This window comes from Bacillus sp. cl95 (genome assembly GCF_900115925.1).
Lineage (GTDB): Bacteria > Bacillota > Bacilli > Bacillales > Cytobacillaceae > Neobacillus_A.
Genome location: NZ_FOYF01000003.1, coordinates 53,201 through 77,142 on the forward strand (window position 1 = coordinate 53,201; position 23,942 = coordinate 77,142).

A 23,942-nucleotide genomic window follows, 5' to 3' on the forward strand; every position below is an offset into this window, starting at 1 on the left:
GTTATTCATACCCCAGATGAAGAAAAATTTCTCATATGCTTTTGCTAATTGATCTTCGATTTCGTAGCTAAAGCACTTATTCGCTACAGATCGGCCACTGTTTGGTTTTATCTCTCCTAAATCATGCTAAAAGCAGTGGGTCTCACATCACTGCTTTTATACATGTTTATAATTGCTTTCCATTGATCCGGCTTTTGTTTTATTAACTAGGATAATCACAAAACTCAATAATCGTACCCTCTGTGTCTGCTGGATTCAAATAGATAAGACGTCTACCGTGTTTGTTGATACGGAGTGTGTCTTCAAGTGTACGAATACCTTGCTCATGCAACTCAGCAATGGCTGCTTCCAGATCATCTACACGATAAGCAACGTGATGAACTCCTTTACCTTTTTGTTTCAAGAAGCGTGCAATTGGGGACGTGGTGTTGTTTGTCGGTGCCAATAGCTCAGTCCTTTCACCATTTATATCGATTATGGCGACCTCACTTTCAACTCCTTTTGCTTCACTAACATAGCGGTCAATAAGTTTCCCGTTCATAACACTTTCATAAAAGCGAATGCTGCTCTCGATATCACGAACTGCAATTCCAATGTGGTCTAATAACTTATTCATTCTGTGTCACCTCGTTAATCATTTTAACCTACCGTCGATGGATATTCGAGTAGGGAAGTCTTTGCCAAAGAAAAAGGAATTCATGGTTTCATAGCGAATTACAAAAAAAGGATTATTTTTGGAGGAAACAAAAATGAAAGAGTTTGAAAAAGCTCCAGCTAAAGAGGCAGCTCAAATGTTTGTTACAAAACACTTTCCACAATGTCAGGCGGCTTTATTGTCGGGGAGTGTTGTAAGGGGAGAGGAGACCGAAACATCTGACCTAGATATCATCATATTTGACGATATTCTAGCTGATTCATACCGTGAATCATTGATGGCTTTCGGTTGGCCAATAGAGATTTTTGCCCATAACTTTCAATCTTATAAGCAAATATGTAAGACCGATTATGAAAGAGCACGACCATCTATGCTCCGAATGGTTTCGGAAGGAATCATCTTGAAGGGTCATAAAATCATTGATGACATCAAAAAGGAAGCCGATGAAATTTTAGCAGAAGGTCCTGCAAAATGGTCAGAAGAAACGATTCGTATCAAACGTTATTTCATCACCGATGCCTTGGATGATTTGATAGGATCGAATAACCGTGCCGAAAGCATTTTCATTGCGAATACGCTGGCAGATCTTGTACATGAATTTGTGTTAAGAACGAATGGGCATTGGATCGGGGCTTCAAAATGGATGATGCGATCATTAAGGGAATTTGATCAACCATTTGCTGAAGAGTACTTTCATGCATTCGATACATTTTATAAACATGGGGAAATAGAACTCGTCGTGAAACTAGTAGAGGCAGTCCTTGAACCACACGGAGGTCGTCTATTTGAAGGATTTTCAATTGGGAAGGGTGAGCCTAACTGAAGAAAATAAATCTTAGCTTTATAGGTATGATTATCATTACTCTTCTAGGAGTCTATCTAATCTTAAGTCCAATGAATGTCATTGAACTTATTACACAGTGAAATAAACAATGAGGTGAAGAAATGAAAGAGAATTTGAAGATTATTGAATTAAAGTCCACAAATGATTACCGTGAAAAGCTTTCTGAACTATTAATCAAGGTTGTAGAAGATGGAGCTTCAGTCGGCTTCTTGCCACCACTGGACCTGACAGAAGCCAATCAATATTGGGATTCTGTTTTAAAACCTGAAGTGATTTTATTCATTGCAACCGTTAATGATGAGCTTGCCGGAAGTATTCAACTCCACATGAGTTCGAAGGAGAACGGCAAACATAGAGCAGAAATCGCTAAATTGATGACTTCTCCCGATTTCAGACGAATGGGAATCGGGAAAATACTGATGGAAAATGCTGAAAAACGCGCAAAGAGTGAAAATATTTCGCTAATCGTGTTGGATACACGGGAAGGTGACCCTTCAAACAATCTTTATCAGTCATTTAATTACATTGAAGCTGGGCGGATTCCTCATTATGCAAAATCAGCAGATGGGGAACTCCACTCTACAGTTTTCTATTATAAAGAGCTATAATAGGCCTTCCTCAAATTCGAAAGACGAAAATAACGGGCGACTTCATATCAAATCTAAAAAAGCATCCATTCCCATTTTGGGAATGGATTGCTTTTTTGTGTACAACTGTTCTGTTAGTCAAGGATCCCTGTTTGAACCAATTTCACATCAACTTTCAAGTTGACTTTTGCATTTGGATAATCTTCTTTCCATGTCTTTAACCGGAATTTCCTATCTTGTGCTTTGTATTTTGAACCTAATCCTAGCGGATCCACGTCATTTATCTTAAATTTATTTATGATGGTTCTCCCTTGCTTTTCAAGTTGTCCTTCAATCTGTTTAGTAATTTTATTTATTATCTTTGGGAATGGGGAAGGTTTAGTAGATGAATACTGCTGAAGTCGAGCCTTGATTTTCAACTGAATGTTAAAGGTTGGTTTTCCATTGTGAATTTGTACCCTATATTTGGGCTTTGAATGGATGATTTCGATCACAACTTTATCATCGTTTTTCATTGTGAATTGTTGCATACCATGGTTACCCTTTTCAACTAAGTTTTTGAAGATAAAATGATAATGTTTTGGTATTTCAGTCTTAATTTTATCGTCCTTGAGTAGGGCAATGCTGGAAATAATGAGATCGTCACCTTCCTTTTTTAAAATAGGTAAGTAGGGATCCAGTCCTTCTTTGGAATATTGGTACATAAATGTATTGAAATCAGTGTGTGGTATATTGCCATTCGTCATATTTTGTTCGAGTAAATCTTGGATATATAATGCCATATTTTCATTTTGTTGTGTTTTCAGTAGAAGGAGGTCCTTGGTTTTTCCATCTACAATTGCCATTTTGCTAAGAGTACCAATAGCGGGATCTCGATTAATGGTATCTACTACAGGAAAGATTCCTTTTGCAGCAAGGGATTTGCCAAATAATAAGAGACGTATTTGTCCACTAACGAGTGGAAATCGAACTTTACCATTTGTTTCCTGGCGAACTTCTTTACTAGTATCCCCATGACCAGTAATCGTTTCAAACTTCGGAGGTTCTTTTCCTCCCTTAAATACAGGATAAACATAGGTCCCTTCAAGATTATCTTTTTCTGTCAAATCATAACCATAACCTTGAATGAAATTGAGTTCATTTACGACAAATGAGGGAAGGAAACTACATCCCGTTAGTAAAGTAACTAAAAAAAATGTTAAGGACATTCTAAATTTCACTATTAACTTGACCTCTTTTCAAAATTAAATAAAGAATAAATAGTAAAGGAATATAAACATAAAACATCCAAAAATTTATTTGACTGACCAAATTTAAATATTTGATAATGAGGCTTCGATCCGAAAGAAGTTGGCAGAAAACGACATCTATCAAACAAAGGATGAGAAGAGGATACTTCTGTTTTGTCCGAAAAATTAACTTGAAACCTCTGCTCGATGCCCAAAGTAATAAAGAAATGAGAGAAGTGATGGTAAGCATGTAAAATGATATATAAATATATTCAAATCTTTCCAAGAAAGAAAAATGAATCACCTTTGTCATTGAAAACTCTGGCCAAATCGTAACACTTAATTGCTTTTCGCTATAAAACAAGAAGGCAATAATTGCGGACAATGTATATAGTAATGTCGTAGCTAGGATTGCTAAATGCGCAAATTTCTGAGGAGATTTCCTTTTGTTGATAAATGGATACACCATAAGCAAAATCTCAAATCCAGCAATAGTATAAATGGAAGCTTTTATTCCATTTAGGATATCCGAAAGTGAATGATTCATGATTGGCAGTAAATTATCAATATGAGCATATCTTAGTGGAAAGTAATTCAAACTTACTAATGTAACGATTGGAAGAATAACAGAAATAAAGCATATTCCTGCAACAATTCGAAAGCCACCTGAAATGATATAATAACTTAGAGTCATGATAATGATAGCTAAACACCATGTTGGCAGGGTTGGAAACATCCATACTTGGACAATTTCAATATAGGACCTTAAAACCGATATGCTAGCTAGTCCATAATAAATCATGAATAGAACATTAATGAATCCGCCCAAATATTTACCGAAAATATTTTTTTGAATCGCAACGATATCTCCATTTGCTTTACTAACCAACTTGTACATAATCCATATTAAAACCTGAGCAACACAGCCAGCTAAAAGCACACTAATCCAAGCATCATATCCGGCTTCTTTTGCAATGCTTCTCTGAAATCCCAGTATTCCTACACCGACTTGGGAACTATAGATGATAAAAAATAATATATAAGGAGAAACCTGGTAACGTATGTCGACTTGCATAGAATGCCCTCCTTAATTATTCACTAAAATCCGTTTTGCGTTTTGGATGTTTAGGAATGCTAGTAGATTTCTTTTTTCTTTCTGGTCTTAAGTTAATGGGATTATCAGTTTGCTTTGAAAATGGAAGTCGAATCCATAAATCCTGGAAAGCCGTTTTCCGCAAAGGATAAAGACCAATAAAGGGAGTTCCAAAAGATGAAATTCTCAACATATGAGTAGCAGCAAATATGCAACCTATACTAATTCCTAATAATCCCATAAACTGCGCCAAGACAATCATAGGGAATTTTATAAATCTAAGTGTATTTCCGACTTTATATATCGGTGTTGCAAATGATGAAAGGGTACTAAGACCAACTAAGATGAGTAAGACGTTACTTGTTAATGCTGCTTCAACAACTGCCTGTCCAATGACAATTCCGCCAATGATTCCTAGTGTTTGAGCTACTTTGACTGGAAGTCGAGTACCCGCTTCTTTAACTAACTCAATGATTAATTCTAAAAATAAGACTTCAAAAAATGGAGGGAAAGGTACCGCAGCTGTTGATGATACAAGAGTTTCTAGTAGTTTTCTTGGTATCAATTCATAGTGATAAGTAAGAATTGCGACATACAAAGGAGTGATTAATACAGCAATAAAGAATGACAAAAATCTCAATATTCGATAAAAACTCCCTATGATCCATGGATAGCTATAATCTTCAATGGCATTGAGTGATTCAATTAATGTGATAGGAAGGATGATGACATTGGGTGAACCATCGACAACAATAACAATTTTGCCTTCTGTTAATCCTGCAACTACTCTGTCGCTCCTTTCCGTAACAATGGACTGCGAAAAGAGCGTATTCGGATTGTCATCTATCATCGATGTAATATAGGAACTATCAGAGATATGATCATACCGGATATTTTGAATTCTTTGGATGGTTGTGTTCACGATTTCCTTGTCTGCGATTCCATCCATGTACAAAATGGCTACCTTTGTTTTGGACAAATCTCCAACGGTCAACTCTTTTGTAAGAAGTTCAGGTACAGGAAGCCGTTTCCTAATTAAATTTACATTCATGTCTAATTCTTCAATAAATCCCACTTGAGGACCCAACGCGGTAGATTCCATGGTAGGGAGCCCAACGGTCCTAAATTGGTTGTTTGCAATATCGACGAGCAAACATTCTACGTCTAATTCCTGCCTTCGAACAGCCACATGGCCCTTTAGTATTTTCTCGTGTATTTCTTTCGGATCCTTCGTTAATACAATTCCTTGAATCGGTATTTCGCTTCTTAACTGTATTAACGTAAACTCATTATGTAGATAGGGTAATAAGTCTCTATGTAAGGTTTCTACATTGATAAGAGTCCGATAATAAGAAATCCAAAAGGGTTCATTCTTTTCCAGTGATGTAGGATCATCTACAAAATCATTTGACTTCAATAACTCTTTCAACCAGTGATTTTCGGGAGTAGAATTAGCTCGCATAGATTACCTCAATAACGTTTTTCACATTATGTGTAAAAACAGGGAAAGTATTCATGGTAATGAAGTTTTATGAAAGGGGAAATTATGTTTATTAAAATCAAATTATCGCGACGTGACAAGAGGAAGTAATCCGGCACTCTAATTAGAAAAAACTCCCCTTGGAAGGAGAGTTTTATAAGTAAGTAGTTTTTGTAATAAAATTAACCCAAGAATTTCTCCAAAGGTTTCCAGTAGTTATCTCCCCAACCGACAGAAAGATGATCACCTTGTTCTTCTGGGAAACCAATATGGTCAAAAATGATTAGGGTATCAGAGCCTTGCTCTTTAAGTTCAAATTTTGCTATTGAAAACACACCAGGTTCCCAATTGGCAACACGCCAAGCTTGCACAATTCTTTGATTAGGAACTAGCTCGATATGACGACCTAAGATCATTCCTCCGAAGCAAGAAAACATTCCGCCTTCTTCTTTACTAATCTCGGTTGGGGCACCGCCTGTAACTGTACTGAACTGCTCGGAATCAGTGAGTGCTTGATAGACTTTAGATGGGCTTGCAGGGATAACAACTTCTTGATGAATTGTATTTGTCATGATTAATCCTCCATTTTTCGGTTTGAATTTTTTTCGAAAATTAATGCATCGCTTTGACAGACCATGGATCCACACCAGGATCTCGTCCTTCTGCTAAAGTTTGTAATCTTATTGTGTAATGAGTCCAACCTTGTTGGTGAGAAGCTATTTCTTCAACAGGTAGGTCGTAGTGTGTCAATGTTAATAAGGTTCCATTGTCTTTCGGAGTAAGTGAAAATTCTACTGTACTTGAACCAGGTGGGACAAGTTTAGATTTTTCCCAACCCCATGTCATAACGATTTTTTCGTTGGGAACCATTTCGAGATACTCACCCATGGCAATGTCAGAACCGTTAACATCAATTCGGTATTTCCCTCCAATTTTTGGTTCTAGGAGAATCTGTCTCCCCATCCAACGAACCATTTTTTCAGGATCGACAAAAAATGCAAACAATGTCTCTGGCTGAGCCTCAATATAAATTTCCTTTACAATTTTTTCACTCGGATTTGAATTCATTCTTTTTCCTTTCTTCCTCTTCGGCAGCTTCTTTCAAGAGCAGCAAACTATCATCCCAAAAACGGTCAATGTACTGTTTCAAATCGGAAAAACCTTCCCTCCTAATGCGATAATACCGTTTTGTTCCTTCTTTCCGAACCACGACAAGTCCTGATTCTTCTAGAACCTTGAGGTGCTGGGATACTGCAGGCGCTGAAATCTCAAAATGAGATGCGATAGCGGTGGAGGTAAGCTCTCCATCACGAACGAGGGATAGTATTTCTCTCCGTCTAGGTACTGTTATGGCTTGTAACACTTTTTCAATCATGTTATTATTGTAGCGTTCACTTAATTAAGTGTCAACTTAAGTTTATGTACATCAAAATATATATCAGTTTTTATCAGTGAAAAAATATTGTTGTTGTAGGAATGAAAGGGGAAGTATTTATGACGATGCCACGTCCTAATGATGAATCGAAAGAATTTTTTGCTTCGGTTATACCGGTTGAACCTCGCGTTACAGTGAAGCCAATGTTCGGTAATCTCGCAAGTTTTATGAATGGAAATATGTTCGCTGGATTATTTGGAAATCAAATTTTTGTAAGACTTCCAGAAAATGACCGTCTTCTATTATTAGAAGAAGATGGGGCAGTAGAATTTTCTCCCATGCCTGGAAGGAAAATGAAGGAGTATGTAGTACTTCCTGAACAATGGAGAAACCATCCCGATCTTGTCAAAGAGTGGTTGAATAAGTCATTATCTTGGGTGGAGACACTGCCAGTAAAAGTGCCCAAGAAGAAAAAAAGCAAAGCATAAATCCTTTATGGTTGCTATGAAAATTGAATATTAAATAAGCGAAGGATAAGAAATTATCTTCGCTTATTATTATTAAATCGGATAATCTTATGCGGTTTCATTATTATCTTAATAACGAAAGCTTGTTTGAACGTGCACTTCGTATTTCATCGATTTATATGGGAATATTAAACAAGAGGTGAATAACATGTTGGGGAAAAAATTCCTTGTTATTTTTCTTATATTAGTTTGGCTCTTTTATGCGATCGGCTTCGCACTTTTTGGAATCTTGGGATTTGTTGCGGAGGCTTCAGAACAAGGCTTTAGAAGGACACTTTGTGGAATTGAAGATTGTAGTACAGCAGGATTTATATATTCGGTTGCTTGGCTTTGTGGAATGATCATCGTCATTTATGTATTACCTCCGATACTTGCCATTCTGTACTTTCGAAAAAGAAAGAAGAATAGATAAAATAAAAAAACATTGGACATGACTGCCCAATGTTTTTTGTGTGCTATAAAGTATTTTTGTAAAAAGTCAGCTGATTCTTGCCGTTTTCTTTTGATACATATAAAGCTTGATCGGCATATCGCACCACCTGATAAAGCTCGATATCATCTGTTGGCCACAAGGCACACCCAATACTACAGCCGATGTTCACCATACTGCCTTCAATATGAAAAGGTTCATTTAAGGCGGCAATGATACGGTTTGCTACGAGTTTAATATTTTCTTGAGTAGGTTCCGAAAAAGTTTCTAGTAAAATAACAAACTCGTCTCCACCCAACCGAAATACAAATTCGTGGCTGCGAATGCATCGCTTTAGACGGTTCGCAACAGCTTGTAACAAAACATCGCCATGATGATGACCAAACGTGTCATTTACACTTTTAAATCCATCAAGGTCTATGTATAAAATTGCGTACGGATTTTGATTTTCATCAAATTCAGCTTTCTTCTTTTTCAGATATTCTTCGAGTGATAAGCGATTAGGCAGTCCAGTTAACTTATCTAGTTGAGCCAAGGATTCCATTTTATCAAGATCAGATTCTGTTTGAGTCAAAGTGGAAATGAGCTCACTTAACGAAGTAGAAAGGATTTTGATGTCGGTAATTCCTTCTTTTATGGGAACTTCGACTCTTTCACCGTTTCTTAATTTTTCAGCTGTTAAAGCCAATTGCTTCAGTGGATTAGAAATCATTCTTGCTAAAAACCATCCTATTATAGCGAAAAGGAAGGCAAAGAGAAATCCGATTAAGATCACTTTGTTTCTCAAATCTTTCACGCTCTTAAAGGCGATATCTTCAGGTTGTCTGATAAGGACAGACCATTCAAGACCGGGATAGTTTAAAAAACCGTCAGCCAAAGCATATCCGGTTAAATAATGCTTGCCGTCAGGCCATTTCTCTAACTTCCAGTGACTCTTTCCTTGTTGTGCTTTCATAACGGATTCCATGTGGAGCGGCTTTCCAACCATGTCTTTTGGACCTAAAATCACCGTGTTATCTTTTTTGCTCACAATGAAAACATCGAGTTGTTCTTCTTTTTGTTGGATAGGTTTTATGATAGATTTCTTTACTTCGTTCGCCCATTCCCAGCTAAAGTGAGCGGCAAGTACACCCTGGAAATTGCCTTCTTCATTATAGATAGGGGAACTGATGTCAACGAATTGCAGCGGTTCACCACTTGGATTCGGCAACAACTTGGCCAACAAAACCGCATCATGCACATCGCCGATAAAAGTTTTGTCAGTAGCATTCTTAAAAACTGGACGCTCTGATATATCTGCCCCCAAAAGGATGTTGTCGGTTGAGGCCCGGACCATTCCTCTTGTATCTGTATAGCCAAGCCATGAATAAGAAGGGATGTTGGCTTTTAGTTCATTCACCAAGTCACTTACTTCTTCAATATCTTGAGGATTTTGTATCGTATCTAAATGACTTAAAACGGTGATTTCTCCATATCTTGACCACATAAAATAATCTAATTGATCGGCAAGCTGATTCGCTTTCTCGTTAAGTGAAGCGCTTATCTGCTCTTCTGAGTTTTGGCCGGATTCTTTACTAATGACGATACTGATGACAGCCGTAAAAATAATGATAAAAGCTGAAAAAATGAATGCAAAATAGGAACGTAAACTAATAGTCATAACTCTTTCTCCCTGATCGACAATTTCTTTGTCTGTATTTGTCGAAATTTCTAAATCTATTATATAAGAGCAAGCAGGAAAGAAAAAGCACTTTTAATAATCATAGAAAAGGACAACTCTTCAAAATGAAGGAGTTGTCCATACATAATTTATGATCTGGCTAGGATTTTTGTTTTGAGATAATGATCAATCATGGAAATGGGAATAGAATCAAGGGGCAGGGGCCTAAGGGATATAATGGTTGTTGAGGGAATAAGAGAGTCTTTTTGGGCTTGCAGCAAGGATTTATACATGGCTTTTCCACCTACTGCATTAGCAGAGTGAATGGTTATGCGGTCTGCGAATAATTTATCTCTGATCATCCTTTGTACCAGCATGAATCCGTTTCTATAACGATCTACCAAATCATGGTCTAAAGAAAGATGTTCAATTTCAAACTTATGCAATAGCTCCAAACACTCGTCAATCGTTTCTGCTAAAACGTATCCATCTGGAGCAATTCGATAGTCATCTAGGAAAACAGATATTTTCTTCATTGTTTATCCTCCCACATCATTAGGGAGTGACTAAGAAAAGTCGAAATGCCCTTTATTTGTTACTCTAAAAGCTTAACACAATTTTGAGCGTCATAGTTTCAAATTCCAACAATGCTATTATTTCCCAACTTTTAAGCTGTCCATGGGTACTCTATAAAGAAGGAAAAAGAATCTGTTGATAATATTTAACCTATAATGGAAGGAGATGAACGAATGTCATACTGAATTTCCTTTGTTTCTAATCCTTTCTGGAACTTATGTTGCACTATTAAACAATGTATGTTATTCTAAGTAAGAATTATTTTTGTTTGTTCGTGAAGGATTGGTTAGTGATTCAACTTTCTGTCTTGAAGATTTGAGCAAGGATAGTAACACAATGTGTGCAAAAGCACACGAGGAGGAAACACAAATGGAACAAGGTAAAGTAAAATGGTTTAACGCAGAAAAAGGTTTTGGATTCATCGAACGTGAAGCAGGAGACGACGTATTCGTTCACTTCTCAGCTATCCAAAGCGAAGGTTTCAAATCTTTAGACGAAGGTCAAGAAGTTACTTTTGAAGTAGAACAAGGTCAACGTGGACCACAAGCTACTAACGTGCGTAAAGCTTAATTTTAGCCAACATATATAAAACAGACTCATTCGTGGGTCTGTTTTTTTGTCTGAAAGAGGCATTCACAAAAGAAACCTGGTTTTACACAAATAAAACGTTAAATTACACAAATAAAGTGTACAGTTACACAAATGAACCATACAGTTACACAAATAGAAGTTCTCCGATAACCTCCATTCTTAATTAAAGGGTGAAAAAAGACATTACATATCACTTTTTATACTCCGCTCATCTTCGAAATTTGACTATTTTTCGTAATGTCTTAAATTTCATATGCCATCATAAGTCAAATAAGGTTAATTTCATCATAAACAGGGGCCAAAATGCTGAGATAGCGCTTACTTGTTTTATATATTGGTGAGACACTTTTACAAATAAAAGGAAAACTACTTACCTAAAAATCCGAAAACAAAAAAACCCTGCTAGCGCGAACAAGCAGGGTAATGGTACAAGTAAAGTTAATGGTAATTTTAGTATAGCACAGTATTAGAGCAATGGCTAATCTTTTTTAGTACCTTTGTAAAAAGGAGAGAATTCTTCTAAATTAGGGAAGGAATTTAACATGTCTCCAAACAACCTTTCTTTTAATTTTCAGAGATCGTTCTACTAATAAGGTAAATATCGTCGATTATTAATCGTTTTATGCTGTTTTCCTTGCATGCAAGGTACTCATTCATTAAATATTCTAACTGCCTGATAAAAATACGTAACTCCTCGACTTCTACCACCAAATGGTTACACCTTATAGTTAGCGACAAAAATTAAATTCCTTCCCATCTATACTCTATGCTTGTTTAAGATAAAAAGCGAATTTGAATATGCAATGAGAACACCTTTGGGCCGAGAAATTTGATACATATCAAGAAGATAAATATTTTAAATAATCTAGCTGAAATGAATGATAAACCTTCATCGAGAAGGTTTATTTTATTTTTACAGATCATACAGAGATGAAAATAAAATATTAGATGTAACGAGTAATTGGGAAACTAATTGTTGCGAAAACGTGAAATTTTTATTTTTACAAAATGTTATGTGATTAAAATCGCTTTTTACAAAACTTTTTAAGAGAAAAAGGTGAAATGCTAGCTTTTAAGCTTACGAAAATGGTGAAAAATCGAGAAAAGCATCTATTATACGAAATTATTCAATCTTGTCAACGTAGTATAATACCCAAAAAATCTCCTAATTTTCTGACTTAAAATTACTATATAAAAATAACTTTACTTCAATTACCATTATGTGACTATAATAATTCGTAGGAAAAAAGTCACGTTTGAAAAGGAGGTAAAGAGATCCTACGCATATAACAAACTATGTAAATACCACAATGACAAACCACTAAAGATCTTCTAAAAGAAAAACATGTTAAGCAGCATGATTTCATCTTCGTGATTAGTGTCACTACTATTACGCCCACCACCAACGACTAACTGTCCTAGAGTTTGGCGTGCCAATCGATTAGGAGGACCACCCACACATGGCCATACATCTTCAGCATCAAAAAAGAAAGACTTTATTTTGCGTAACCATACAGGAACTAACAGACTGTGTCAGAGAAGGACGGGTGATTACCAAACAGGTCACACCCTCACGTGTCAAAGCAATTACACATTCCTTATTTATGAATGCGGAAAAACAGCAACTATTTTTTTCACCCATGGTTGCAAATTTGGAAAGTGGAAATTTAGAGCATTGGGTAGACGGGAAAATTTCCATCATCGATGGGTCTCATCGTCTCAAAGCGTTTCAGCATTTGGCTGAAATCATGGAAAAATCGATCCTTAGTGAAAGAAAAGGAAGAGCAAAAATTGGTTGGAATATTTATTATCTGATGCAAAATTGCAGAATTCCAATCCAGATCTACGAAGGCCTTTCAGAAAAAGAGCAATCTCAGCTTTACATTGACTTGCATAAAAAGAAAATGACAAGATCAAATAAAATTTTGCTAAGTAAGGATACCTACATCAATTGGATTTCTAACTACTTATTCAAGGTGGATGCAGAAGGAGGGAATGAAGGTACAAAGAAAGCGATGTCATTGTCGCAACTAAAAAAGATTGTGAACATATTCGTAACCGGAAAGCTTATTCAAGGTGATAAAAATGCCAGTTTTAAACCATGTCTCCGCCGTGAGGAATACGTCCAACTAATCCACTATTGGAAGAATACTCTAAATGAAATGTGTGCTAGGAATACTACATTAAGCAGTTTATGTGATCATTTCACGAATATAGTAGCTATAGCGCAATTTGTGAATCACAAGTATGAAAACGCTTCCTGTGCAGAACGTGAACAAATCCTTCAGGAGAGAATGGGAGGTCTTGAAAAAATGGAGACAAGATTTCAGGTGTGGGAACTTTTTGAAGCAATGGAAGCAGAAGTTAGTAGGATGGATAAACAACTAAATTTGCTTAATCTAATCGGATGCGATGATGAAAGGGGAAATAAAGAAAGCCTCTAGAAGAAAGTCTTGGCCGACACAATCCAGAGGCGCTTCGGTCGGAGTATACCAACCTATCATAAGTATACTCTCTATTGGAACGAAATCATATAGATGACAAGGAGAGAAAAGCATGGATTTATCAAAAAAATATCTAATTGATGAAATGACCGTTTTATTAGGAGGGGAATTAGACTACCATGGTAACCTTTGTTCCCGTGTCGTCGTTGGAAGCGAAAACTTTCTAATCCATAAATCGCCAATGAATATTATAAAAGAATCCATTATCTATTATGGATCCAATTTCCACGCGGCATCGAGTTTTTCTAAAGACATTCTATCACATTCATATAAATGTCCGATTATAGTTAGTCTTCAAAAAGGGCTATGCATGTTTACAGTGAAGTCCGGACGGGATAACCATGACGCTATCTGGTTCATGTACAATCATATCGTCAAAGTCGAACCGTTCGGTAGAAAAACAAAAGTCTATTTCAACTTTGGACACTCCATGATTGTGGACTGTCGCTATTCATCTTTTATCGCGAAAAAGAATCAAGCAGCTGATCTATGCAGAACGATATCAGAGAGAAGTGAGAATGGAATTACTTTTTATGTGGATCAGAAAAGTAATAAGAAGATTACGAAGAAAAAGGATGGGACCTACAAATTTGCTGGAATTGGGAAAAATGAAGAATAGGTTCAAGAGAGTGACTTTGGCGGTCACTCTTTTTTTGGGCAAAAAAGTAGACAATTGTTTTGCCCCACTATCTCATATTAGTTTTTTGGATGTTTTACCCGATACATAATGGAGGCAAGAATATTGGTCAGCAGGAAAATGGGATTGCCCTGCGCATTTTCATGAAGCATCAATTCTCCGGCGTTCATGCGATCATACATTTCACCTTGTGTTTTTCCTTTTAACTTGTTTTTCGCTTCCATTTCTTTTAGTGCCACCAAATGACGGTAGGAGAAGGGTAACATGAAAAGAGAAAGCAGGACATAAAAGACGAAGATTCCTAGAAAAACATAAGTTAACATGGTATATCCCCTTTGTTTATGAAGTGTTGATTAATCTCAATATACCAAATGTTATGTGATTTTACTATATTTGTTAATCTATGAGGCTTAGTGGCTTATCTTCTAGGAAAAAGCCTTTATCCAACAAATGAGAAGAAAATTGTCCATGCTTGAAAGACGTTTAATGAATCCAAGAGGTGAATGGAAAGTTATATTTACGCTAACTTTAATCCAAAGTTCGCTCGATATGTTTTGACTATCTGACGTACATATATTAATTTTTGCTCACCTTCTAATTAGGAGATGGAAGAAACGAACTCCTGCTCAGATGCCCGGTTTTTCCGAGATGGATTTTGATTTGTTTGATATAATTTAGGTAGTTTGCCTATTATTCTGTTTAGGGAGAGAAATATATGAATGAATCATCACAAATATATTGGGATGAATTTTGGAAGTCTCAAAGTCAAGAAAAACCAAAAACAGTAAGTGCGTGGCAATTCGGAGCTGATCCAGATCATTTGGCTCAATTAGTAATAGATGGTGTAAAATCAGCCACTTGTTCAGGACTAATTTTTTATGAAATCGAAAACGAGCCACTGCCCTCCGTTGAAGATTATAGCATTATCTTAAATAGTAAAAATGAACCTTTAGCGATTATTAAAACAGTGGATGTTAAAATAATGCCGATGAATGAGGTTCCAGAGGAATTCGCTATTGCAGAAGGTGAAGGAGATAGAACTTATCAATATTGGAAAGAAGCTCACGAAAAATTCTTTGCTAAAGGGTTAAGTAATTTGGGACTTAAATTCTCTGAAGATATGATGTTGGTTTGTGAGCGTTTCGAATTAGTAGATGTAAAAAACAAGTAAGAAAAGCTTGGGATCTACTGATGAATCCGGTAAAATCTTACCAGACCTACAAGATCCAAATGGCGCCAATGAGTTCTCTTTTGGAGTACAAAACCGAAAAAAGTAATGCAAATTGCTAGCTAATTCGCATATGAATGAGCTAGCTTCTTTTTGTTGTTATATCAACGTTTATTGGGTTTTTATGTTGGAATTAGCACTCAATTGCATAGGTTTTAGATAGATGATAATAATTTCTGTCACACTGTGTTTTTGTATGTTAATTCACTGGTTAAAAGACTTACCAATTTTGGCGAAAAGGGATTAGACGAAGGTTAAATCGAATATATATTAAGATAAAAAATCTGCTGTCTTTATTCAAGAAACGGGCAGATTTATTAAAGAAGGAATACAGATGAAATTGGTAGAATAAGTAAATTGGATATAATTCTTAAGGTCTAAATATCAATAAGAGGAGAATGTCTACGGGAACTAACGAAGTAAAAAGTTTAAACTAAAATAAGCGCGAGGGGTTTAAAAATATGAAACAATTGGGGACGCTATACTTTTTGTGTGGAAAAATGGGAGCTGGAAAATCAACTAAATCAAAACAATTGGCGATAGATAAACATGCGGTACTGTTGTCTGAGGATGAATGGCTTTCATCTCTTTATCCCAATCAGATTGCATCATTTGAGGACTATCTAAAATTCTCAGCGCAGCTCAAGCCGTTGGTGAAAAAGCATGTCCAGAACATATTAAGTGTCGGTACAGATGTAGTGATGGATTTTCCTGCTAACACTCAAAAACTGCGAAAGTGGTTTTTGGATATGGCGTCAGAGGTCAATGCTAGCCATTAACTAATTTTCCTTAATTTAAATAACGAGCAATGCTTACGTCAAATTGCACAAAGGCGCAACGAACAACCCGAAAGAGCAGCTTTTGACACAGAAGCGGTGTTTATTCATGTTACTAAATTTTTTGAAGCACCAGAGGCATCCGAAGGTTTAGATATTTTAGAGTTTAGCGGAAAAGAATAACATGGAGTTCAATGATTAGTGTGTATAGAGACCTTTTGTTCTGGGAGGTTCTCTATGATGGGATGAGTGCGGCTAACGGTTTCCCTTTTGAGGTTCAAACCTTGCAAATCACATCACATTTTTTGTCACTAATATCAATGCAACTCTCAATGGAATTCTTTTATTAAATAACATCAATAAACGCAGAGAAGGGATAGCTTAATCGCTATCCCTTCATCTTAAATTCACTACCTAATCCTGTTGGTTGAAGAAATTTGTTGTCTGTTTTTATTGAGTGTCTTCGTCACTTTTGTACTCTAAAATATCACCCGGCTGACAATCCAAAGTCTTACATATCGCTTCTAATGTTGAAAAACGAACCGCTTTTGCTTTGCCATTTTTCAGAATGGAAAGGTTCGCCATCGTAATTCCAACCCTCTCCGAAAGCTCCGTTACGCTCATTTTTCGTTTTGCTAACATCACATCAATATTAATAATAATTGCCATATCCTCCACCTCAGACCGTCAAATCATTTTCTGATTTTATGTTAATCGCTTCTTGCAAAATCCTTTGGAGAACAGCAGCAAAAACGGCGATAACCAACGAAGCAAAAGGAATGATCATTCCAACAAATATGAGACCTGGGGCATCGTCTTTATCTGCCACGAGATAATAGAGCGGCAAACCTAAGACATGCAAACTACAGATGGAAATGGCGCAGTATTTGATTCTCATTAAAGCTCGAACAGACAATTCAGAGAAAGCAATGTTCTTGTCAATATAACTTAACAGTTTAAAAGCTTGATAAAGGGCGAAGTAAAAAGGTAATGCCCCTCCATATAAAAGAATGAAAATGATATATTTTATGGAATGAACCCCTAAGAAATCCGCTACCGCATCTGCCAGTTCAGGAACCAGAAATAGGCACAAAGCGAGAACCGGAATTCCAATTAGAATAACAGCTATCTTCAAAAATAATGTGGTTGCTATCTTCATAAAAAACACCTCTCGTATATTTCAAAATGTTAATTGTTTTTTGGCTGTGAATCCAAGAAATTCATTATAGGTTTTTGAAGAACGGTCACAAAAGCTACGACGACGCTTGTTGCTAAAACCCCCATTAGACCTAGAGATATTGGACCTGCTGCATCATCACCTGTGAATTGAGCATGCACCCTTAAATAAACTATTGCTAACAAAATGAAGAAAATGACAGTAAAAGCACATTTTTTTATTACCTTCAAAGATTGAAGAGATAACTCAGAGAAAGCATTGTTCTTTTCGATATAGGTTAAAAGTTTAAATACTTGATACAACGCTACAGAAAACGTAATACATATTCCATATGCACATACCAAAAGTGGATATAGCGAATAATCACCTGGACGCTCTATCGCATCTCTTCTGGCTGCTTCAGGCAACAAAAATATACACACTGCAAGCACTGCAATTCCAATCAGAAAAATTATTACCTTTAAGAAAGTGGTTGAACCTGGTTTTACATTCATTTAAAACACCTCACATATTTAATGACAACATGATTTTATCATATGATTTATCGTTTTACAATAAATTCATGTTGTTTTTTATTATATTATTGTTGTTATTGCATTATGTTTTTAATTTTGACGAAAATAAAAAGCATTTCTCATTACAAAGAAATACTCTTACTTTAGAATGTTAAATTTACAACTTGTTCAACGAAACTTCCAAATAGTTTTATAAAGTAAATCAACAACGAAAGATAACAGAACCTACTGAAAAAAATAATATCCTTCATCGTAAATTGTTTATCGGCAATCCCCAATCTTAGAGCTGGTGTAGGCTTCACATTATCCCATGAATTGTATGGCAAACAGAAGTTGTAGAAAGTACGAAGGATTGTTAAGGCGTATTGAGCATAGCATTAACATTTTCATATTCGAGAAATAGTATGCGAATTTCTGCTTGAAATACCAAAGAGTGCAGTAATACCAAGGAAATATAAAACGTAAATTCATGTGTGAATTCACGCTGAAAATGTATTGTGGAATTAAATTTTGCACCTTAAAAGGGAACTCGTAAGGCTGCGGCGATCCCCTTTTTATATTGTGCTAACGGGAGGTTAGTTGAATAAAAGCGGGTGAAATCTATAAGTCTTTATGGCGCAGTTGACTCAAACTGCGAAATTAAATAAAAAAGAGAGGGATTCTAAAGCATGTAAGAATCCCCCTCTATATCATTTAATCAGATTCGAATCCAATAGCTTGGACAAACTGACAATCAACAACGATAAGTTGTCCTCCTTCTCTCTCAGAATTGAAGAAAGCACAGCAATTTTTTTCATCAAAATTTACAAAAACGAGATCTTCAAGGATAGTCCCACCTGATAAAAATAAATCTACTTCTGTATTTGTTGATAATTTTCTAAATTGATCACATGCGCATCCTTTGCAACGATGTTTACTTTCAATTTTCTTTCTACAATCTTCACATTCTTCGTGTCTCATTCCCTTTACCTCTCCTTTTTTTAAAAATAAGTTACAATGACAGTTTATTTTGAATTAGAAAAAAGGATTGGACAAACATCTTACTAAAATTAAGATAAATCTATCTAATTTACATTTTTTTTAGTTTTGGTAAATATATACTTTTTGGTAGTCTGGTAAATAATAAAGTAAGAGTTTAAGAATAAATTAGTGTGCAGTTCGAACATGTTACGCAATAGAAAAGAGAATGCCTGTTGAAATAAAGGATGCTTTACTTCAAATGAGGTAGAGCATATTTTCTTCTTCAACTACAATGAAAATAAGTTTCTATAAAAATGGAAAATTGAAAATACTGAAGAAAACCCTGCTCAATATTCAAAAAAGAGGAGAGCGTAATAAATTGTGCTGGATTAGGGGTGACTGGATTAAGGTCAGTATCAATATAGATTTTAATTCAAAGTGGTGAAGCGCCGTTATTGAACTTATTGGGTGGTTAATGGGTCCTATAGTATAAGGTCCGCCTGCAATTTAGCCGGCTTTTACTTATTCGAATAACAAAGCAGGATTGTTGAATAAGAGGGAGATAATATGAATTTCTTGAAATTAGTTGTTACATTAATTTTTAGTATTAATATTCTAAGTGGCTGTGGTTCTGAGAAAATAGAATCCCTAAAAATGAATATAAACTTCTTTATATACAAGGTGTAAATAAAAATGAAACCGCCAGTGATCAAACACAAAAGGAAATACAGGATATTGAGAAGATTAATGCTTTTATCAAAAGAGTGGACAGTATTGAATTCTCCGAACATAAAAGAGATAAAATCAAACATAAAAACTCAATATATAAAATGAGATAGGGAATTACTATAATTTGTAAATCTAGCAAATTGCGAGATGGATATATTTGTCGTTTCTCACATTCCATAATGCTTGGGAAAAATGCTATAGTATGGAATATACAACCAAATAGAAGGGGAAACTCCGATGCTTTTAAAAAACGTAACGTACCTAAATAGTGAAATGAAATTTGAAAAAGGTGAAATCGCGATAAATGAAGGAAGTATCCACCTAAATACAGTGGAATCAAATGACAGTGAAGTGTTTGACTGCAGTGAATATCTTGTGATTCCAGGACTAATCAATGCCCACTTCCATAGTTATTCTTCGATCGCAAAAGGACTTATGAAAGAAATGAAGATTCAAGATTGGTGCAACGACTCAGAACAAGGGAGACTTCAAAATCATTTGTTCGAATATCTTGATACCAACCTATTAGATGAAGAATTTGTATGGATCGGCCAACAAAGCTATGTGGACATGATTAAGAACGGAGTAACCTTCGTGAGTGATTCTGACCCTGGAAATGATCCTGCCCTATTGGCGCAAGCCATCAATAAGTTGGGAATACGTGGAATGGTCGACACTTATGCGAGATTCCCAGAGTTACTTAGCCGGAAGGATGGAAATGTATCTTACGGTGCGCATTTATTGGAAGAAGAGGACATAACAGAAGAAACACTTCTTGAATGTGTAAAAAATAAAAAGAACTATGATTCTATTTTTATGACACATTGCATGGAAAATGGTTGGAGGAAAGATCTTGTCTATTCTAGTTTTAACAAATCTAGTGTAGAGCTCTACAAAGAATATGGACTACTCGATCATAAAACAATCCTATTCCATGGTGTACATATGTCAGAGAATGATATGGAACTTGCTGCGGATGCCGAAAGCTCGGTCGTACATTGCCCAATCTCTAATTTATGGAGCGGTGCAGGACAGGCAAATGTAAAAGAAATGCTCAGAAGAAAGGTAAATGTGTGCTTAGGTACGGATTATGCGCATACAGATATGTGGGAAGTCATGCGTATGGCTTACTATTTATTAAAACTGAACACGGATGTCAGCGAATTCTCCGCAGAGGCTATTTTTAAAATGGCAACCGTGAATGGGGCATGCGCTTATCAGCTCCACAACGAAATCGGTCAAATCAAGGAAGGATATAAAGCGGATCTTGTTTTTATCAAAAAAGACGCAGCACTGCAGCCACTGGTCCAAAAAGGGAACTTCACCAACTATCTACATAATTTATTGACGAACATGAAGAGCGAATTCATCCAACACGTTATGGTCGATGGTAAATGGGTGATGAAAGATAAAGAGATTCTAAACGTTGATGAAGAGTTGGTGAGACGAAGGTATTTGGAAATCGTGGAAAGGATCTTCGCTTAATCAGAAAATATAGGAAGGAATAAGTGAATGAAGAAAAGAGGTAACCCCATTTTATCTATCATGCTTGGTTTGCTATTCATTTTAACTCTTTATCTGGCTTTCTGGCCTGTTGCGATCAAGCCTGTTGCGTGGGATACTCCTAAGTCTGAAGGGTATCAGGGTCCTTTTAAAAAGAATAATAAATTAGCAGAGTTGAGTTTTATTGATATAGGAGATTACGCTGAACCTGAGTATATGGTTTACCAATCTGATTGGCTCTACGCTGCCATGAAGGGTGGGGAAATCATCCGTATGCGTCATGATGGTTCAGAAATGGAAGAGGTAATAACTACAAAAGGCCGCCCACTTGGATTCGATTTTGATTCTGAAGGAGCCATCATTGTGGCTGATCCCATGTATGGTGACCATGGTGGTTTACTAAGAGTGATCAATCATGAAAATGAAGCAAAGATTGAGCTATTAACAGATTCCGTAGATGACAGTCCTATTCAATTTGCCGATGCTGTTGCCGTCGCGCAAAATGGTAAGATCTATTTTACCGATGCCTCACAAAAAGTGAATGTCAATAAAATCGGGGACGTAGGTAAGGCAGGAGAAATTGATATCTTAGCTAATAGCAGCTCAGGAAGATTATTAGAATTTGATCCAGCTACGAAAGAAACGCGTGTCCTCATAAAGGACTTGAGCTTTGCGAACGGAATCACGCTGAGCAAAGATAAACAGCACATCTTTCTCAATGAAACGGGAAAGTACCGTATTTGGAAAGTGGATGTAGAGGCGAGGAATCTTAGTGCAAATGAACAACAAAATGGTGCGCACGTTTTAATCGAGAATTTACCGGGATTGCCTGATAATATGACAAGAGGTCAAGACGGGAGGATTTGGATAGGTTTAGTCAATCCGCGTAATGCCTTTCTGGACTTAAGTGCAGATAAACCATGGATGCGTGCCGTAGCTATGAGATTGCCGCATTTCTTGTTGCCAAAAGGTGCTGGGTATATGCACGTCATCGCTATTGATGAATCGGGGAAGATCTTAACAGACCTACAAGATTCAAATGGCGTCTATCCAAATATCACTGGTGTAACTGAAACGGATGATCAATTATACTTTCATCACCTGAATGAAACGAAATCCATTGGTTGGGTGAGGAAAACTGAGGTAGGTCTCTAAGGGATACAAGAATTTTTCTCCATAAAAAACGAACATGAGATATGTCTCCCAACCCAAGTATGGAAATGGACTTGTCTTTGCAGGAACAAATAGAATATGGCGGTGGGAGCAGAGCTAGCACTAAACTCGTTTAATGAATGAAAGGTCCTATTTAGTTCATTAAGTTTCAAGGCCTTTTTAAGCTGCGCCGCACCGCCCCATTTCTACAGAAAAACGAATCCATCTTTCTAAGAGGATTCGTTTTTCTGTATTGCAGGAAGAAATCATTATGCTTTCGGAACCTCTATTTCTTCAAGTGTAATTTTCACGGTTGTCCCAGTGCCTACTTCACTTTCATATTCTATCGAACCGTTCAATTCCCTGACAATTTTATTGGTAATCATGCTACCCAGTCCTGTACCCATCGTTTTCGTTGTGTAAAAGGGCAGTCCTATATTCTTCAACTGTTCAGCGTCCATACCACACCCATTATCTTGAACAGTGATGGTAATCGTATCATTAAAACTTGGTTGTATATCAATTTTTACTGTTCCTTGATCGTGAATGGATTCAATACCGTTTTTTATGACATTCATAATGGCCTGTTTCAAATAATGTTCATCACCATGAACATACCAATTGCCGCTTTTTTCAAAATCTATGATGACATTCGAATAAGAGGCGAATGGTCGCATTAATTGTACACAGTCGTCTACCAGTTGAGTGATTGGAATATTCGAAAGATTAAATGGCGCTTGCTTGGCTACATTTAAATAATCCGTAATGATCTTATTAGTGCGATCAAGTTCTTCCATGATAATAGGAGAAAACTTTTGGAATTGCTCATCCTTTGTATCCTTACTAAGGAATTGGATGAATCCTCGAACGGTTGTAAGCGGATTTCTGATTTCGTGTGCAATAGAGGCAGCCATTTGACCAACCATGTTCAGTTTATCGAGATAAACCATCTCTTCCATTTGTTTATTGATGCGGATTAATCTTTCGATTACATAAATCAATGCAATAGCGGTCACATAAAATGCTGAAAAATAAATCAAATAGAATGAAAGATCCAAAAAGCGAACCGTAAGATAGAGGATGGTAATGTAAGTTAAGAAATAACTAACCACAACCATTGTGCCTGATAACATTTTAATTTTTGATTTTAAAAACAATCCTCTAAAAAGGAAAGCGATGATGAAGGCCAAAATGGAAACGAGAATTCCAACCTCTTGAAAATCCCCTCCAATAAAATAGCGATAGATTGATACGACAGCCAGTACCATGATTCCCGGCAGCCATCCTCCATATAAAGTGAGAATCATGATAACAATCATTCGAAAATCGAAATGGGTTTCACCCAATGTTTCAATCGGATAAAACATGCAGAAAAGGGCCACCATCATTCCTATTAAGCCATAGCTAAATCTCTTCTTTAAAGAAATCGTATTTTTTGCTTGAAAAGGAAAAAACAAGTTCGCGTTGAATGTAAATGAAAACAATATTGTTATGTTAACCAATAACGGTTTTATGAGTGTAATCAATAAATATCCTCCACTTTTTAAATCTATAAACAAATTCATCATGTGAGCATTTAAAATATATTCTACATCATATTAATATAAATTTAGTGAAAGTGCCAAAAGAAGGGTTCAAAAGGTGGATCTGATCGTTGAATCAACTTTTTCAATTGTTCATTGATAGTTATCCATGCGAAAAAAAGGAGTATGCA

The 23,942-nt window shown here is 36.2% G+C and carries 25 protein-coding genes and 1 pseudogene; 11 read left to right on the plus strand and 15 right to left on the minus strand.

Going from position 1 to position 23,942, the window contains the following annotated elements; translation table 11 throughout:
* Positions 1-202 precede the first annotated feature (202 nt).
* The gene (locus tag BMZ31_RS09300) at positions 203-616 is read right to left on the minus strand and encodes a VOC family protein (protein WP_090831474.1); all 414 of its coding nucleotides are present in this window, start codon (positions 614-616) and stop codon (positions 203-205) included.
* A 133-nt stretch (positions 617-749) separates the two neighbouring features.
* Here BMZ31_RS09300 and BMZ31_RS09305 point away from each other — a divergent pair, with 133 nt between their 5' ends.
* Together BMZ31_RS09305 and BMZ31_RS09310 are read left to right on the plus strand one after the other, a co-directional pair.
* Complete coding sequence (locus BMZ31_RS09305; protein WP_090831475.1) at positions 750-1,478, plus strand: nucleotidyltransferase; 729 nt, start codon at positions 750-752, stop codon at positions 1,476-1,478.
* A gap of 122 nt (positions 1,479-1,600) precedes the next feature.
* Complete coding sequence (locus tag BMZ31_RS09310; RefSeq protein ID WP_090831476.1) at positions 1,601-2,107, plus strand: GNAT family N-acetyltransferase; 507 nt, start codon at positions 1,601-1,603, stop codon at positions 2,105-2,107.
* Positions 2,108-2,220: 113 nt separating this feature from the next.
* On the opposite strand, the gene BMZ31_RS09315 is transcribed toward BMZ31_RS09310, so the two are convergent.
* The 6 genes from BMZ31_RS09315 to BMZ31_RS09340 all read right to left on the minus strand — a co-directional run bounded on the left by BMZ31_RS09315 (position 2,221) and on the right by BMZ31_RS09340 (position 7,263).
* A complete protein-coding gene (locus tag BMZ31_RS09315) occupies positions 2,221-3,294 on the minus strand; it encodes a Ger(x)C family spore germination protein (protein WP_139206603.1) in 1,074 nt (357 codons plus the stop codon).
* Between the two features lies 1 nt (position 3,295).
* Positions 3,296-4,390 (minus strand): GerAB/ArcD/ProY family transporter, encoded by a 1,095-nt coding sequence (locus BMZ31_RS09320; RefSeq protein WP_090831478.1) that lies wholly within the window; start codon positions 4,388-4,390, stop codon positions 3,296-3,298.
* A gap of 16 nt (positions 4,391-4,406) precedes the next feature.
* The gene (locus tag BMZ31_RS09325; protein ID WP_090831479.1) at positions 4,407-5,870 is read right to left on the minus strand and encodes a spore germination protein; all 1,464 of its coding nucleotides are present in this window, start codon (positions 5,868-5,870) and stop codon (positions 4,407-4,409) included.
* Between the two features lie 200 nt (positions 5,871-6,070).
* Positions 6,071-6,460, minus strand: coding sequence for an SRPBCC domain-containing protein (locus tag BMZ31_RS09330; protein ID WP_090831480.1), 390 nt, complete (start codon positions 6,458-6,460; stop codon positions 6,071-6,073).
* Between the two features lie 40 nt (positions 6,461-6,500).
* Positions 6,501-6,956: an SRPBCC family protein gene (locus BMZ31_RS09335; RefSeq protein ID WP_090831481.1), complete on the minus strand. Its 456-nt coding sequence runs from the start codon at positions 6,954-6,956 to the stop codon at positions 6,501-6,503.
* The gene (locus BMZ31_RS09340) at positions 6,937-7,263 is read right to left on the minus strand and encodes an ArsR/SmtB family transcription factor (RefSeq protein WP_090831482.1); all 327 of its coding nucleotides are present in this window, start codon (positions 7,261-7,263) and stop codon (positions 6,937-6,939) included. Before BMZ31_RS09340 ends, BMZ31_RS09335 begins: the two co-directional genes overlap by 20 nt.
* Positions 7,264-7,382: 119 nt before the next feature.
* Between BMZ31_RS09340 and BMZ31_RS09345 the strand changes: the two genes are divergently transcribed.
* Both BMZ31_RS09345 and BMZ31_RS09350 read left to right on the plus strand, forming a co-directional pair.
* On the plus strand, positions 7,383-7,751 hold the full coding sequence (locus BMZ31_RS09345) for a TfoX/Sxy family protein (RefSeq protein ID WP_090831483.1): 369 nt from the start codon (positions 7,383-7,385) through the stop codon (positions 7,749-7,751).
* Positions 7,752-7,938: 187 nt separating this feature from the next.
* Complete coding sequence (locus BMZ31_RS09350) at positions 7,939-8,202, plus strand: hypothetical protein (protein WP_090831484.1); 264 nt, start codon at positions 7,939-7,941, stop codon at positions 8,200-8,202.
* A 43-nt stretch (positions 8,203-8,245) separates the two neighbouring features.
* Here BMZ31_RS09350 and BMZ31_RS09355 read toward each other — a convergent pair whose 3' ends face one another.
* Both BMZ31_RS09355 and BMZ31_RS09360 read right to left on the minus strand, forming a co-directional pair.
* Positions 8,246-9,880 carry a sensor domain-containing diguanylate cyclase gene (locus BMZ31_RS09355; RefSeq protein WP_090831485.1) on the minus strand — a complete coding sequence of 545 codons (1,635 nt, stop codon included), beginning with the start codon at positions 9,878-9,880 and terminating at the stop codon, positions 8,246-8,248.
* A 149-nt stretch (positions 9,881-10,029) separates the two neighbouring features.
* Positions 10,030-10,416 carry a cyclic-phosphate processing receiver domain-containing protein gene (locus BMZ31_RS09360; protein ID WP_090831486.1) on the minus strand — a complete coding sequence of 129 codons (387 nt, stop codon included), beginning with the start codon at positions 10,414-10,416 and terminating at the stop codon, positions 10,030-10,032.
* A 409-nt stretch (positions 10,417-10,825) separates the two neighbouring features.
* Between BMZ31_RS09360 and BMZ31_RS09365 the strand changes: the two genes are divergently transcribed.
* From BMZ31_RS09365 to BMZ31_RS09375, 3 genes are all read left to right on the plus strand, one after another.
* Positions 10,826-11,026, plus strand: coding sequence for a cold-shock protein (locus BMZ31_RS09365; protein WP_066073248.1), 201 nt, complete (start codon positions 10,826-10,828; stop codon positions 11,024-11,026).
* 1,481 nt (positions 11,027-12,507) lie between these two features.
* Positions 12,508-13,491, plus strand: coding sequence for a ParB N-terminal domain-containing protein (locus BMZ31_RS09370; protein WP_090831487.1), 984 nt, complete (start codon positions 12,508-12,510; stop codon positions 13,489-13,491).
* A 112-nt stretch (positions 13,492-13,603) separates the two neighbouring features.
* Complete coding sequence (locus BMZ31_RS09375; RefSeq protein ID WP_090831488.1) at positions 13,604-14,170, plus strand: competence protein ComK; 567 nt, start codon at positions 13,604-13,606, stop codon at positions 14,168-14,170.
* A gap of 77 nt (positions 14,171-14,247) precedes the next feature.
* Here the strand turns inward: BMZ31_RS09375 and BMZ31_RS09380 are convergent, their stop codons facing one another.
* Positions 14,248-14,511 (minus strand): DUF3949 domain-containing protein, encoded by a 264-nt coding sequence (locus BMZ31_RS09380; RefSeq protein WP_090831489.1) that lies wholly within the window; start codon positions 14,509-14,511, stop codon positions 14,248-14,250.
* 392 nt (positions 14,512-14,903) lie between these two features.
* Here BMZ31_RS09380 and BMZ31_RS09385 point away from each other — a divergent pair, with 392 nt between their 5' ends.
* Both BMZ31_RS09385 and BMZ31_RS09390 read left to right on the plus strand, forming a co-directional pair.
* The gene (locus BMZ31_RS09385; RefSeq protein ID WP_090831490.1) at positions 14,904-15,359 is read left to right on the plus strand and encodes an ASCH domain-containing protein; all 456 of its coding nucleotides are present in this window, start codon (positions 14,904-14,906) and stop codon (positions 15,357-15,359) included.
* Positions 15,360-15,877: 518 nt separating this feature from the next.
* Positions 15,878-16,375, plus strand: a pseudogene (locus BMZ31_RS09390) (AAA family ATPase).
* A 267-nt stretch (positions 16,376-16,642) separates the two neighbouring features.
* Here the strand turns inward: BMZ31_RS09390 and BMZ31_RS09395 are convergent.
* From BMZ31_RS09395 to BMZ31_RS09410, 4 genes are all read right to left on the minus strand, one after another.
* The gene (locus BMZ31_RS09395; protein WP_004434885.1) at positions 16,643-16,861 is read right to left on the minus strand and encodes a helix-turn-helix domain-containing protein; all 219 of its coding nucleotides are present in this window, start codon (positions 16,859-16,861) and stop codon (positions 16,643-16,645) included.
* A gap of 10 nt (positions 16,862-16,871) precedes the next feature.
* The gene (locus BMZ31_RS09400; protein WP_090831491.1) at positions 16,872-17,351 is read right to left on the minus strand and encodes a DUF2975 domain-containing protein; all 480 of its coding nucleotides are present in this window, start codon (positions 17,349-17,351) and stop codon (positions 16,872-16,874) included.
* Positions 17,352-17,380: 29 nt separating this feature from the next.
* On the minus strand, positions 17,381-17,863 hold the full coding sequence (locus BMZ31_RS09405) for a DUF2975 domain-containing protein (protein ID WP_090831492.1): 483 nt from the start codon (positions 17,861-17,863) through the stop codon (positions 17,381-17,383).
* Between the two features lie 714 nt (positions 17,864-18,577).
* Positions 18,578-18,844 (minus strand): hydrolase, encoded by a 267-nt coding sequence (locus BMZ31_RS09410; RefSeq protein WP_090831493.1) that lies wholly within the window; start codon positions 18,842-18,844, stop codon positions 18,578-18,580.
* Between the two features lie 966 nt (positions 18,845-19,810).
* Between BMZ31_RS09410 and BMZ31_RS09415 the strand changes: the two genes are divergently transcribed.
* Together BMZ31_RS09415 and BMZ31_RS09420 are read left to right on the plus strand one after the other, a co-directional pair.
* A complete protein-coding gene (locus BMZ31_RS09415) occupies positions 19,811-21,058 on the plus strand; it encodes an amidohydrolase family protein (protein ID WP_090831494.1) in 1,248 nt (415 codons plus the stop codon).
* A gap of 27 nt (positions 21,059-21,085) precedes the next feature.
* On the plus strand, positions 21,086-22,231 hold the full coding sequence (locus BMZ31_RS09420; RefSeq protein WP_090831495.1) for an SMP-30/gluconolactonase/LRE family protein: 1,146 nt from the start codon (positions 21,086-21,088) through the stop codon (positions 22,229-22,231).
* Between the two features lie 266 nt (positions 22,232-22,497).
* Here BMZ31_RS09420 and BMZ31_RS09425 read toward each other — a convergent pair whose 3' ends face one another.
* The gene (locus BMZ31_RS09425) at positions 22,498-23,754 is read right to left on the minus strand and encodes an ATP-binding protein (RefSeq protein ID WP_090831496.1); all 1,257 of its coding nucleotides are present in this window, start codon (positions 23,752-23,754) and stop codon (positions 22,498-22,500) included.
* Positions 23,755-23,942: the final 188 nt, after the last annotated feature.